This is a genomic window from Shewanella sp. 1180_01 (assembly GCF_052850535.1).
The window spans coordinates 100,488-115,228 of record NZ_VXCT01000002.1; the positions used below are offsets into that span (position 1 = coordinate 100,488).

The 14,741-nt window shown below is 48.9% G+C and carries 7 protein-coding genes; 4 read left to right on the top strand and 3 right to left on the bottom strand.

The genetic code is table 11. The features are described from left to right. Nucleotides 1–4: 4 nt before the first annotated feature. A complete protein-coding gene (locus tag FW758_RS02860) occupies nucleotides 5–1,000 on the bottom strand; it encodes a response regulator (RefSeq protein ID WP_006080020.1) in 996 nt (331 codons plus the stop codon). Between the two features lie 540 nt (nucleotides 1,001–1,540). Here FW758_RS02860 and FW758_RS02865 point away from each other — a divergent pair. Further along, entirely contained in the window at nucleotides 1,541–2,347 is an 807-nt protein-coding gene (locus FW758_RS02865; protein ID WP_446444578.1) for a crotonase/enoyl-CoA hydratase family protein, read from the top strand. A gap of 35 nt (nucleotides 2,348–2,382) precedes the next feature. Here FW758_RS02865 and FW758_RS02870 read toward each other — a convergent pair whose 3' ends face one another. Together FW758_RS02870 and rapA are read right to left on the bottom strand one after the other, a co-directional pair. Continuing rightward, a complete protein-coding gene (locus tag FW758_RS02870) occupies nucleotides 2,383–3,279 on the bottom strand; it encodes a DUF3530 family protein (protein WP_446444579.1) in 897 nt (298 codons plus the stop codon). A gap of 257 nt (nucleotides 3,280–3,536) precedes the next feature. Continuing rightward, nucleotides 3,537–6,443 (bottom strand): RNA polymerase-associated protein RapA, encoded by a 2,907-nt coding sequence (rapA, locus tag FW758_RS02875; RefSeq protein WP_446444580.1) that lies wholly within the window; start codon nucleotides 6,441–6,443, stop codon nucleotides 3,537–3,539. 406 nt (nucleotides 6,444–6,849) lie between these two features. Between rapA and FW758_RS02880 the strand changes: the two genes are divergently transcribed. From FW758_RS02880 to FW758_RS02890, 3 genes are all read left to right on the top strand, one after another. Continuing rightward, nucleotides 6,850–8,244, top strand: coding sequence for a PhoH family protein (locus tag FW758_RS02880; RefSeq protein WP_259582640.1), 1,395 nt, complete (start codon nucleotides 6,850–6,852; stop codon nucleotides 8,242–8,244). A 215-nt stretch (nucleotides 8,245–8,459) separates the two neighbouring features. Beyond that, nucleotides 8,460–12,176 (top strand): response regulator, encoded by a 3,717-nt coding sequence (locus FW758_RS02885; RefSeq protein ID WP_006084221.1) that lies wholly within the window; start codon nucleotides 8,460–8,462, stop codon nucleotides 12,174–12,176. Nucleotides 12,177–12,313: 137 nt separating this feature from the next. After that, nucleotides 12,314–14,722, top strand: a complete 2,409-nt coding sequence (locus FW758_RS02890; RefSeq protein ID WP_446444581.1) for a zinc-dependent metalloprotease — start codon at nucleotides 12,314–12,316, stop codon at nucleotides 14,720–14,722. Nucleotides 14,723–14,741 lie beyond the last annotated feature (19 nt).

Genomic DNA, 14,741 nt, shown 5'->3' on the forward strand with positions numbered 1-14,741 from the left:
CTGGTTAATCGAGTAAATAGCCGAGTTTATAGCTAAGCGTGGGGATAGAATCCTCGGTGAAGAGCAGTAACAAATCGCATTGAATATTATGATCTTCAATCCGATAGTTGATCTCCATAGCCAAAGTTCGCTGCCATTTCTCTGAATTATCATGGATCAGATCGTTAACCGTGCAGTGCCGTCCTAGCACGACAGGGTGAGCCTGACTAAATTTCATGTCGAGCTGTTCAGAAATGCCGTTAAGGAAGGCGCCGATCAGCACGTTTCCGGTATCGATCAGGACTTCTATCTCAGTATTTTTATCTTCAGGATTGGCTAATCCCATCAGCTTGGCCATGTCCTTAAAGCTGGAGTCATGGAACAAGAGCAGGGCTTCACCCGCAATTCCCGCCCCAATAAAACCTTGGCAAAGAGCCGATACGGTCGAGCTTTCTTCCGTGGCCTTGAGTGCCATGGTTAACTCACTCACCTCAAGCACGTTCACGTTGGGGATGGGCAGTAACACGAATACATCGAGTAACTTAGCTAACAGATCGGCGGCGCGGCCCATGGCGACGTTGGCAATTTCTTGGCAAGCGTCACGCATGTCGACTTTGATCATAGGGACTTCGTCGGCGATATCTTTCTGCGTCAGGGTTAAGATGCCGTAATCTTGCAAAATGTTGCTGATGGCATCGGCGCTAACGGGTTTTTGAATAAAATCTAATGCGCCTAAGGCTTTGACTCGCTCGTGAGCTTTGATTTGAATGTCGCCAGAGACCACAATGATCAGCGCGGGGAGATCCTGCTGCTGCACGGTTTGCAGTACTTCATAACCGTCCATCACTGGCATGTTGAGATCGAGAAACACCACTTCGCCTTTTCCGGCTCGGATAGCATCAAGGCCTTCGGCACCATTGGTCGCATAAGTAATTTCCACATCCCACTCTTTTGGGAGCGTGCGGGCCATTTGCTTACGCGCCATGGCGGAATCGTCACAGATGAGTACAGATATTGACATGCTGACTAGTGATCCTTATTTGCCCATTAATTGAAGATAACACTTATTTTTCAGGTCCGACTGACGAATTGCATTCTTCGGGCAAGTCTGATTTATATCTTCTAGATGTAACTTATAGATATTATTGATTAATTTATTTTTTCGCTGACATTAAAATTTGGCTCATTATTGAATCACATGATGCAAAATTTTAAATCGAGCTGGCTAATTTTTAGCAAATAACAAGGATGTAACGAATAAAAAGGACGACTGAGTCCATCTGTTTGCGGCGTTATCCTTAGCGGCAAGTACAGTGCTATATAAGCGTCGATGTTGGCGGCGAGGTAACTTCATTGCCGAGTTCGATAAGTCTATCTCATCGAAAGATACATTAGGATTACCGCACGTAGTGGCGACAGCCTAACATAAGTTGCCTTCAGTCCATGTTTGAATTGGCAATATTTTGACTCAAGTCAAAAAACAGGCTCATGTTATATCTTTTAGTGAATTATTCCAAACGTGTTAACATTTATTCTGGACTGACCAGTAACGGAATATTTCATGAGTGGCCAAAGTGTACAAGTCAAAATCGATGATGGCATCGCCTATGTGTTGCTTAATCGTCCTGAAAAAATGAATGCGATTAACTATTTGATGTTTAGTGATCTCGACCGTGCGATTAAAAAAATCAAATCTAATCGTGGGGTACGAGCCGTGATCCTCTCAGGTGCGGCGGGCAATTTTAGCTCAGGGCTCGATGTCAAAAGCGTGATGTCGGCACCCATGCAGGCAGTTAAGTTACTGTTTAAGGGCTTACCTGGGAATGCTAACTTGGCACAGCGGGTGTCATTAGGTTGGCAAAACTTGCCCGTACCTGTGATTGCCGTACTTGAAGGCTGTTGCTATGGCGGCGGTATGCAAATCGCCTTGGGCGCAGATGTGCGCATCGCTAGCCATGACTGTAAGTTATCGATTATGGAAGCGAAATGGGGACTCGTGCCCGATATGGCGGGGTTGGTCGCGTTAAGGCAAATCATGCCTAAGGATCAAGCCATGCTGCTGAGCCTGACGGCAAAAGTGCTTGAGAGCAATGAAGCGCTGACCTTAGGACTCGTGACCCAAGTGAGCGAGACGCCGATGGAAGCGGCTCAACAATTGGCGCAGCAACTGATGCAAACCTCACCGGATGCTGCAGCGGCCATCAAACTCAGCATTAACCGCAGTTGGACGGCATCGGTGCGGAGCTTGCTTTGCCGTGAGTCGATTAGTCAGATTCGGTTATTGTTAGGCAAAAATTGCAAGATAGCGGCGGCGCGTCAGCTGAAAGATCCGCAGAAACCTTACCAAGATCGTCAGTCGGGTTGGTAATGCTATTTTGTCTGAATTAGCTTGAATCGCCGTTGTTACTGAGCGCCGCTCATACGGGCAGAAAAGCCTTTTATCGCATTTAAACAATTCTGCCATGCGCTCTCGTTATCTAAATTGAGCGCTAAGCTGGTTTGGCGGTAGTTAGGGCTTTTTAAGGTCACGGCTAAAATCTTACGATTAGCGGCCGTTTCTAATGAGGCGGGATGACCGTCTGGCGATTGGATATCTAAAATCGGCAAGGTGAGTTTCGCCAGTTGCTCCGCGAGTGCTTGGTTGAGCTTTTCATCCTCACGATAGGGATTGACGACGATCAGCACATCGGGATCGGCAATCTTCTTTTGGCTCAATAGGCTAATCAATAATCCTGCGCTTTGGTCGGCGGTGATCAAAATGCGTTTGCCCGCATAGTCTGCGCCGACCGCATCTAATTGCGACATGCTTTGGACCAGAAAGTCTTCCTGCTCTTGCAGATGTTTGCTGTTATCTTCGGGCTTGATTTTAGGGCTAGGTTTGTTTGACGGTGAGCTTAATTGCGCGGCGCCGGGCGAGGTAACTTCGGTGGCGGCGGTGGCAAAATTGGCCGCAGGCAGCTCAGTTGGCGGGGTTAAACTTAAGCTGGCCCAACCGGCAGGATTGATATTACGGCGCACAAACGCCATCAGTCCCGGCGCGTCTGCTGTGCCGTTGGTGGCGGGCAGAATGATTGCCGCACCGAGTTTCTTTTTTCCTTCCCATGGCCGTACTAACAAATCGTAGGGCTGATTGTCTATGGTGATTTGTTTGACTTCATTCTCAGGTAAATAGCGGTTATTTAATTTTTTTGCACTGACTTCAGCTGGCGTTGGCGCAGCTGTTGCTGGGTCTGCCGCGCGGGTAGAGATGGCTGTGAAACCAAGTAGGAGGCAAAAGAGAAGCGAAATAATGCGTGCCATAGAATTGATAACCACCTGTGTAGTCTCATAAATTCATCAGTGCTTGAGTATAACCTGAACAATTACCAAAAAGTGAACTTTCCTCGCCAAAGAGTGACGCCTCATCATTTGGGATAATCACGTTAATTGGGAAGACGCTGCTGAACATCAAAAGCCGCTTATTATAGAAAACTACTTTGAATCGAAAGCCACAGGGCATAAAAAAGCCCAGCGCTTTGGCTGGGCTAATTGATGGAAACCTGTGGTTCCGCTTGGGCCTATACGTGGCTGACAAGTACCATACGGATCGCATCGAGTTGTAACTGGCTTGCATCCAGATAAGTGTTTAACTCTTGCATCTGATTGCGCAGGTACTCCAATTCTTCCTCACGGATATTGGGATTTACTGCCTTGAGTGACTCTAAACGATCGAGCTCTGCGCTCAGTTGCTGAGTCATTTTCTCTCTGGCTTGGGCGACCATTTCATCGACAACCACTTGAGCATATTCTTCACCCTTAGCAAATAACGGATGCAGAATTGGCTGAGATGCGGTGACTAACTTGCCGCCAATGTGGCGATTCACCGCGCTCAATTGCTTATCGAAACTGGCGTAATCCACTTTAGCCGACAGGTCGTTACCGTTTTTATCCAGCAACACGCGAATGGGTGTTGGTGGTAAATAACGATACAACTGGCTCGACTTAGGTGCAGAAGCATCGGCTATGTAGATGAGTTCTAAGAATAAGGTACCTGCAGGCAGGGCTTTATTCTTCAGAATGGCAACGCTGGTGGTGCCGGTTTCTGAACCTGTGATCAGATCTAGCCCCGTTTGCACCAGTGGATGCTCTTGGGTGATCAGCGCAATATCATCGCGAGATAACGCTGTGTCACGGTCGAAGGTCACAGTCACGCCATCTTCAGGCAAGCCAGGGTAGGTTGGGAACATCATGTGTTCGCTTGGACGCAGAATGATTGAGTTTTCACCCTTATCTTCTTGATCGACACCGATAATATCCCACAGACGTATCACTGAACCGATCAAATAGGTATCACCATCATTCTGGGCGAGGCGCTGGACGATAGCCATTGCCTTCTCGCCGCCGTGTGAGTTGATTTCCAGCAGCTTGTCGCGGCCTTGCTCCATGGCGTGCTTGAGTTCTTTATAACGGCTCTGGGTGTGATTGAGCAGGTTTGTCAGCTCGTCGCTGTCATCAACCACAAGCACGTTTAACAGATCTTCGGCAAATTCACTGTAAAGCACATGGCCACTCGGACAAGTCAGTTCGAATGCATTTAGCCCTTGGTGATACCACTGCATCAAACGTTCTTGGGCGGTGTCTTCAAGGTACGGCAAGTGAATTTGGATATCATTTTTCTGGCCGATACGATCTAAACGACCGATGCGCTGTTCCAATAAATCTGGGTTTAGCGGCAGATCGAATAGTACTAAGTGACTGGCAAACTGGAAGTTACGGCCTTCAGAACCAATTTCAGAACAGATCAACGCCTGTGCGCCGCCTTCCTCTTGGGCAAAGTAAGCGCCGGCTTTATCGCGCTCGATAATCGACATGCCTTCGTGGAATACCGTCGCTTGAATCCCTTCGCGTGTGCGCAGGGCTTCTTCTAAGCTCAGGGCGGTTTCCGCTTGGCTGGCGATGATCAGCACTTTTTTGCTGCGGTGTGATTTTAAGAACTCAATTAACCAATCCACACGGGGATCGAACTTCCACCAACTGGCGCTGTTATCTTCAAATTCTTGATACAGTTTTTCAGGACTCAGGGCTTGCGCCGCTTTCGCCTCTAATGACTTGTGTCCGCCCATCATGCCGCTGACGCGTGCGGCAGTTTGATATTGATCTGGCATGGCGTGTGGATAAGCGTTAAAGAAACGCTTAGGGAAGCCTTTTACCGAGGCGCGACTGTTGCGGTACAAGACGCGACCAGTACCGTGACGGTCGAGTAATTCTTGCAGTAATTCGCTGCGAGCAGCTTGCTGTACTTCGGCATCAATGCCGTCGGCTTGGATTAGACGAATACTTGGGCTGATGTCTTTCTCGCCCAGTAACTCGGTCAAGCTGTTGATAGCGGTATCGGGTAATTTAACGTTGCCAGCCAGTGCTTCGGCGGCAATGGCGACGTCTTTATAGCTGTCTTCTTCGGCTAGGAAGGCATCGTAATCGTAGAAACGATCTGGATCGAGCAGGCGCAAACGGGCGAAGTGACTTTCATGGCCAAGTTGATCCGGCGTTGCGGTTAACAGCAAAACGCCTGGGATCACTTCGCTTAATGCCTCAACCACTTGATAGGCCCGGCTTGGCGCTTCTTCGGTCCATTCTAAGTGGTGAGCTTCGTCAACCACTAACAGATCCCAATCGGCATCAAGAGCTTGATCTAGACGTTTTTTCTTACGCAGTAATTCGAGTGAACAAATCACTAATTGTTCTGTGTAGAATGGATTGTCGTGATCGGCATAGGCTTCTACACAACGATCTTCATCAAATACCGAGAAGCGCAGGTTAAAGCGGCGCAGCATTTCCACTAACCACTGATGGCGCAGAGTATCGGGCACGATAATCAGGATGCGTTCGGCGCGGCCGGTCAGCAGTTGTTGGTGAATAATCAGACCCGCTTCAATGGTTTTACCTAAACCCACTTCGTCGGCGAGAAGAACACGCGGCGCATAGCGACGACCGACTTCATGGGCAATCCACATTTGATGCGGAATAAGTCCAACGCGTGGACCTTGCAGACCAAGCAAATCCGATGAGGCCAGTTTGTGGCGCAACATTTGGCACTGATAACGCACACCAAAACGGTCGAGACGATCGATTTGGCCGGCGAATAAACGGTCTTGGGGTTTATTGAAACGAATATTGTGGTTCAGCAGGGTTTCACGCAGGGTAACTTGCTCGCCTGTCTCACTGTGAATGCCGTGATAGATCACTATCCCGTCTTTCTCGGTCAATTCACTGACCGCAAGGCTCCAGCCTTCATGGCTTTCAACCGAATAGCCGGGATTGTATATAACGCGTGTCAGAGGGGCTTCTGCTCGGGAGAACATGCGATTCTCACCCGTGGCAGGGAATAAAACAGTGACCATACGGCCTTCTACTTGAACCACAGTTCCTAAACCAAGCTCTGACTCGGTATCACTTATCCAACGTTGACCTAAGGCGAACGGCATCTTAAATTCTCATTTCTAGGCGGACTCTAACAAAGGGCGCGTATGTTATACCAATACTCGTGATATTTAAATCGCCCTCTCACCCGTTAGAGCCTAATTCCCAGAGTGCTAGATTACAAATTGTACAAGCGACAAAATTGTCGTGCCAGTACATGAAATTGTCACGCTAATGTCACATCCGCGGTTATACACTGCCTCGAGTCTGTATGGTAAACAATGGTTGCTGTATTGTTATCTCGTGAGTTTGGTGCCAATATCAACTTAAGGTTTAAGTGCGAGTAAAGTGCTATCAACTTGAACCTTATGATCATTCTTTGCCATATGCTTTGCCAGTAATAGGAGTTGGGTAACTTTTATTGAGACTCAAAAGTTTGTTTAAACTTTAATGAAGTACTCTGGAGGCGCCATGGAACAAGACGACAGAAAGTTGTTTGTACTGGATACCAATGTGTTACTACATGAACCTTTGGCGATCTATTCGTTTAAAGAGCACGATGTGGTCATTCCGATGACAGTGCTAGAAGAGTTGGACCAGATTAAAGATCGAAAGAGTGATGTGAGTCGGGATGCTAGAGTTGCCATTAGGGCATTGGAAGATACCCTAGGCGGTGAAACTACCCCAGAACAGATTATCAATGGTGTCCCTTTGCCCAGCCGAGAGGGTCATGCCGATGCGGTCGGTTCGCTCTCCATCTTTCCTGACCACCTTGTCGATTTTACCTTAGGCGCCCTGCCGGGAGATGGAAACGACAATCGCATTATCAATACCGCCCTACATCTGCAAAACCTGCATCATCCCCGTACCGTTGTCTTAGTCACCAAAGATATCAATATGCGCCTCAAAGCTAAGGGCGCGGGCATTCAATTGGTTGAAGATTATCGAACCGACCAGTTGATCGATGACATTCGCTTCCTCAGCAAAGGTTTTTACCAGTTCGAAGGTAATTTTTGGGAGCACTTGAATAAGGTCTCCACCGAGCGCCATGGTAGACACACAGTGCATGAAGTGCCGCTCAAAGATCTCGAAAATGATAAGTTTTACATCAACCAATACCTTATCGACACTGAGTCTGATTTTTGCGGTCGCGTTACCGAGCGCACAGACACCCATCTGCACATTTTAGATCTTGGCCGTGAGCGAGTGAAAAACCTCGAAGCGTGGGGCGTTAAACCTAAAAACGTCTATCAAGGTATGGCGCTGCAAGCATTGCTCGATCCCGATATCGATCTGGTGATCTTAACCGGCCCCGCCGGTTGCGGTAAAACCTTGCTCGCCATGGCGGCGGCGTTGGAACTGGTGGTCGAGCGTAATCGCTACGACAAAGTGATCGTTACCCGTAACACCCCAGAAATCGCCGAATCTATCGGCTTCTTGCCCGGCACCGAAGAGGAGAAGATGATGCCGTGGCTGGCCGCCATTACTGACACGCTCGAAGTGCTACACAAGAATGATGTTAATCCCACCGGCAGCATGAACTACATCATGGAGAAGGCTAACATTCAGTTTAAGTCGATCAACTTTATGCGCGGGCGTTCAATCCAAAACTCCATCGTGCTACTGGATGAATGTCAAAACCTCACCGCCTCGCAGATCAAAACCATGATCACCCGAATGGGCGAGGGCACAAAACTGATTTGTTGCGGTAACTTAGCGCAAATCGACTCTAACTACTTAACCGCAGTAACCTCAGGTTTAACCTACATTGTTGAACGTTTTAAAGACTTTGAAGGTAGCGCTAACGTGTATCTCAATGGCGTAGTGCGTTCACGCTTAGCGGAATACGCCGAAGAGCATCTCTAAAGAGTGTCGGTTTATTTTAGAGTAATCACCAAGGCCTCAGATATTGAGGCCTTAGTTTTATAGAGTAGTAGATTTTTAATCGACTTATCAGTGGTATGAGTAGCCTTTATCCAGCAATTATTTTATGTGATTGGTAGTTTCTTCCTGCTACTATATGGAGCTCATAGCTTTTGCCGCCGTTGGCTGAAATCAAGCGCTGCAATCAAGGGTAGTGGATGAAATCGAGTGAGCCGGATCTGCAACTAAAATCGCCGATCCAGAAGAACTACAACCGTGCCGTTTTTTATACGTACATTGGCGTTATCGTCATGTCTTTGTTGACCGCATGGATGTTTTTCGACCGCCAAAAAGCGCAGCAGATGGAACAGCGTGAAGAACAGGTTCAGCGGCATGTTCTGCAAATCGATTTGTTACTCGAGTCGAGCATTAGAGCGGTAAAAAGCTTACGCAACGTCGCCGTGGATCATTTGCGATTAGGCGAACTCGTGCGTAAAGAACGCTTACCCCAATACGGTAAATTCAACGAAAGCGGCCAGTATTTTACCTTAGAACCTAGCTACGCCCAGAGCGGTGAGCCTTTTACCAACATGGGTAGGATTACTGGCGCAGGTTCCCTCGATGGCCGCAGCGACAAGTTCTATCAAGAACTTGAGATGTTGTTTGAGCTGTCGCTGTCATTCCCCGTCGCCAAAGAAGCCGCCCCGAAAGCCTCGGCAATTTATTACCTGTCAAAACGTAGGATCATGTCCTATTTCCCTTGGTCTAATGACGATCAACGTTTTAGGGACGAATTACTCAACAAGAAACAGTTTCAATACGCCACCCCGGCAATGAACCCGCAGCGCAGTGTGTTTTGGAGCGAAGCCTATGTCGACTCCACGGGCAAAGGCTTATTGACCACTTTAGGTGTGCCCGTTTATTTGGACGATGAGTTCATTGGCTCAATTAACTTAGACATGACGCTTGCCTCGTTAGCGCGGCAAATTCGGGTCTACTTTAAGATGCCGGGCACTGTGATTTTGCTCGACCAACAGAACAATATTTTATCCCACAGCGATTTTGATAGCTCAGACATTAATCGGGTCTATCACATCAGCCAACGTATTCCCTCTGAGCTGCATTCTTTACCTGAGTCGGAATTGTTCGATGCTCATGATGGCATCATACGTAACGGCTATTACATCCACTCGGTTGCCCTGCATAACGCGCCTTGGCGTTTACTGTATTTGCAGGATGAAGACGATCTATTCCAAGACTCGTGGGAAAAACTACAGCTGACCTTTATTTTGGTGGTGATCGCCCTGTCTGTGTTGGTGACCATAGTGCATTGGCAGACGCGCCGCTCTTTTGTAAGCCCTGCCTCGCGACTACTGTCGCACCTAGAGGGTTGCTCGCAAGAGCCGCGTAAGCCACCGGAGAAAATCACCCGCGGCTGGGAACCTTGGTTCTTGCTGGTGAGTCGGATTTTTGAGGAAAACAAGCAATATACCCACCATTTAGCGGAGCAGAATAAGCGGCTCGATAAGCTAGTGGCGCGGCGTACTGAACGCTTAAAAGACACCACAGAGCGGCGTGAGCGCGAATATGCGCTGCTACGTTCTTTGCTTGACTCGATCCCTGAAGCCATTGTCTTTAAAGATAAAGAAGGCAACTATTTAGGCTGTAACAAAGCAGCTGAACGCATGCTGGGTTACACAGAGAGCGAGATGATAGGTTTATCATCTGAGGATCTGACCTCGCCAGAAATGGGCATTCGTATCCGCGCCGAAGACGAACAAGTCTTAAAAGATCGCACGCCGCTGCGCTACCAAGAAAAGGTTGAGCTTGCGGGTAAACCTGTGTTGCTCGATACCCTTAAACTGCCTTTCTATAATCGCCGCGGCGAATTGCAGGGTCTGATTGCCGTGTGGCGTGATGTGACGCGCGAATACGAATCCGCCGAACAATTGCGCCTGTCCGAAGAGCGTTATCACTTAGCCATGGATGCGGTGGAAGATGGCCTGTGGGATTGGTATTTAGACTCTGAACAAATCATTTGTAACCCAGCCTATTATTCTATGCTGGGTTATAAAACCAATGAGTTCCCAGCTCTTGTGTCGACGATTGATGAACTATCCCACCCAGACGATCGGATTCGCGTCGAGGAATACCGTGCCCAGTATCTCGCGGACCCTGTCGGCGCTTACGAAATCGAATTCCGTATGTTAGGTAAAAATGGCGGCTATCACTGGGTGTTATCCCGTGGCCGTGTGGTGGAGTTCACCGCCGAAGGTCAGCCTAAGCGTATGCTCGGTACCCATAAGGATATTACCCGTCATAAGAGTAACGAAGTGGCGCTTTTAGAAGCCAAGCAAGATGCCGAATTAGCTAACCTCTACAAGAGTGAATTCTTGGCCAACATGAGCCATGAGATCCGCACGCCGATGAACGCCATTATCGGTATGTTGCAGTTGGCGCAGCGCACCTCGTTAACGGCGCAGCAGAAAGATTACCTCGAAAAAGCCGGTTTCTCGGCGCAATCGCTACTGAGGATCATCAACGATATTCTCGACTTCTCTAAAATTGAGGCGGGTAAGTTGGAGCTTGAGCGGGTGCCATTCCCGCTGGATAAAGTGCTCGATCATGCCCTCGATCTCAATGCGCTCAAGGCACAGGAACAGGGCGTTGAGTTACTCTTGTATGCCCCAGTGACTGCGGGACTCATTCTTAAGGGCGATCCACTGCGTTTAGGCCAAGTGCTGATTAACTTGTTATCGAATGCGGTGAAATTTACCCAATCTGGCGAAATTGAGCTGGGTTGTGAAGATGTCGGCGAGCGCGATCATCGTATTACCTTGAAATTCTGGGTGCGCGATACCGGTATCGGCATAGGTAAAGATCAGCAGGATAAGTTGTTTGATGCCTTCGCCCAAGCCGACGGTTCAACCACCCGCAAATACGGTGGCACGGGCTTAGGTTTATCGATCAGTAAGCATCTGGTGTCTATGATGGGCGGTAAGATGCAAGTGCAGAGTGAGCTTGGGGTCGGCAGTACCTTTAGCTTTACCATCAGCTTTGAAATTGCCGAAGCCGCTAAGATTGAGCCTTTAGTCGTGCCGGAAAAACTCAATAGCCTACGCACCTTAGTCGTTGACGATAACCCGACTGCACTGCAAATTTATTCGACCTTGATGCGAGATTTCCACTTCGAAGTCGATACCGCTGCCAGTGGCGCCGAAGCACTTTATAAACTGTCGCGGGCACCAATCGATCTGCTATTGCTCGACTGGATGATGCCAGAAATGGACGGCAGCGATGTGGTCAGCGCCATAGATACTATGGTCGCCGAAGGCCGCTTAGCGAAACGACCAGTGATTATTATGATGACGGCCTATGCGGCAGAGCCCTTGCAGCATGAAGTCGATAGCGCCAATGTGTTCGCCGTACTGCAAAAACCGTTTAAGGCATCGAGCCTGTTCGATGAGATCATTGCCGCCTTTGCCGATGAGCCGAGATTGAATGTGGTTCAGCCTATGGTTGAAGTCCAAGTTGAAGACGGAGAACACACAGGTTTAGTGCTGCTGGTGGAAGATAATTTTATCAATCAGCAAGTGGCGACTGAACTCCTTAAAAGTGCAGGCTATGAAGTGGTGCTGGCCGGCAATGGCCAAGTTGCGCTGGATACCATAGACTCGCGGCCGTTTGATGCCGTGTTAATGGATATTCAAATGCCAGTGATGGACGGGTTAACCGCTGCAAGGGCACTGCGTGAGCGTTTTAGTGCCGATGAACTGCCTATTATTGCCATGACGGCTCATGCCATGTCGGGCGATAGGGAAAAGAGTTTAGCGGCGGGGATGAATGCCCACATCACTAAACCCATAGTGCTCAACGAATTATTTGAAACATTAAATCACTGGATCAAACATAAGAATCAGCATCAGAATCGTTAATTTATTTGCTCGGGGCCAGTGATGGCCTCGCATTATTTACTTTAAATCAATTGCTTGAGATAAGCAGTCATCAAAGATGCCAATGACTTAAACGATTTATAAGGTAAATAACGCAGCCAGCCGTATCAGGAGGAAAGATGAAACCCCAAAGTTTAGCCTTAGCCTTATCCATAGCGCTGTTAGGATTTCCCACCGTTACCGTCGCAGCAGCCGCGCCTAGCGCCAAGATCATTAAGCAAAGCCAAGAGGCGAAAGGGTTTCTTAATCTCTATTACGAGGAATCTCAGGGAGAGTTATACCTTGAGGTCAATCGCTTAAATCAGCCTTTTCTCTTGGTCACTAGTTTGCCGCAGGGCGTAGGTTCGAACGACCTTGGTCTCGATCGCGGCCAACTGGGTCAGACCCGCATGGTGCAGTTTGAACGCCAAGGTCCCTATGTTTTACTCAAGCAACTCAATACCCAATATCGTGCTAATACCACTGACGCCGCCGAGCAAAGAGCGGTTGCAGAAGCCTTTGCCGATTCTGTGTTATGGCAAGGAAAAGTGATTGATGGCAAGCCCGATCTGGTGGCGATCAACGATCTGGTGCTCAATGATTTACACGGCGTATCTTCCGTATTGCAACAAACAGAGCAGGGCAATTATCGGCTCGATTTGAGTCGTTCTGTCATCCTACCCAAAGGGATTAAATCCTTTGAGAAAAATGCCGATGTGGATGTGCAACTCACCTTTAAAGGCGATGTCGCAGGCGCGCAGGTCGCACAGGTAGCACCCGATGGCACCTTAATGTCGGTGCGGATGCGTTATTCCTTTGTTGAGCTTCCCGATACTGATTACCAGCCGCGGGCTTATCATCCTATGAGCGGCTATTTGTCCGATGAGTATCAAGACTATGCGACGCCCTTTGACCAACCTTTAGTGCAGCGTTTTATCCTGCGCCACCGTTTACAGAAAGTGCATCCTGGCCCTGCGCCAAGCGAAGTCGTTAAACCTATTACTTATTATCTCGATCCCGGTGTGCCAGAGCCGATACGGTCTGCCTTGCTCGATGGCGCGCGCTGGTGGGAGACGGCTTTTACTCGCGCCGGATTTATTAACGGCTTTAAAGTTGAGTTATTACCTGTAGATGCCGATCCGCAGGATATTCGCTACAACATGATCCAATGGGTGCACAGGGCGACGCGGGGTTGGTCCTATGGCGCCGCGCTGACCGATCCACGCACTGGTGAAATCATTAAGGGTCAAGTCACGCTCGGCAGCTTGCGTGTGCGGCAGGATTACTTGATTGCCAAAGGCTTAACCGCAGGCTGGCAGGATAGAGTGGCGGCCGAGAAAGCGGCGACAGCCTTGTCGCTGGCGCGTATTCGTCAACTGGCCGCCCATGAAGTTGGCCATACCTTAGGGCTTGATCATAACTTTGCCGCTTCGACCAATCAGGATGCCTCTGTGATGGATTATCCCCATCCGAAAATCCTGCTAAAGGGCAATGATATTGATATTTCCGCCCCTTACACTACAGGTGTTGGCCCTTGGGATGATTTTGCTATCGCCTATGGTTATAGCGATCAAGGTGATGCCAGTACCCAACAAGCACTGCAAGTCGACTTACTGGCCGATGTGGCGAAACGTGGCTTACGTTATATCGGTGAGGCCGATTCTCGCCAAAAGGATGCGAGTCAGGCCTATGCCAGTTTGTGGGATAGTGGTGACGATCCGATCGACCAGTTGGGTAAGCTCGACAAAATTCGCACTAAGGCGATTGCGGGTTTCTCCAGTGCGGCCTTGTTACCCAATGAGCCACTGGGCGAGCTAGCCGATGCCTTTGCGCCAATTTATTTGCTGACGCGTTATCAAATCGATGCGGTTGCTAAGTTTATTGGCGGCACTGACTATAACTATCAATCCATAGGTGAAGGCAGCCGCTGGAGCTATATTGCGCCGCAATTGCAGTTAACGGGTTTAGACGAACTGCTTAAAACCTTAGATGCGGCGAGTTTAACTGTGCCGCAATCCTTGCTCGACAGTTTAGTGCCAAAGGCGGGGAATTATCATTCCACGCGGGAATCCTTCGACTCAGGTTTAGGCGCAATTAACGATCCTCTCGGCATGGCTGAAGTATTTAGCCGTCATACTGTTAGCTTGCTATTGATGCCTAAACGTTTGAACCGTGTCAGCCAAGCATCCATGGCGGATAGCGAGCAGTTATCGGTGACAACATTACTGGATAAGTTATTCGCGGCGACCTTGTATCAAGAGGACAAGCTTGGGCTGGTCGAAGGCGTGTGGATGCGAGTGAACGCGGTGGTGATTGATGAAGTGCTGGCAACGCTGCACAATCCTCAAACCTCACCAGAGGTGAGGGCTGCGATCAACGATCGCGCTCAGTTTGTGATTAAGCAATTGAAAGCGAAGTCGAATCGAGCGAATGCAAGTCTTGCGGCCCATTATACTTGGTTGCAACAGGGTCTGGCTGCGGGCTTAACCGATGCTAAGGTTAAGCTGATCCCTAAGCCGTTAAGCTTACCGCCGGGATCACCGATTTAATCTGATGAATATAGGCGCC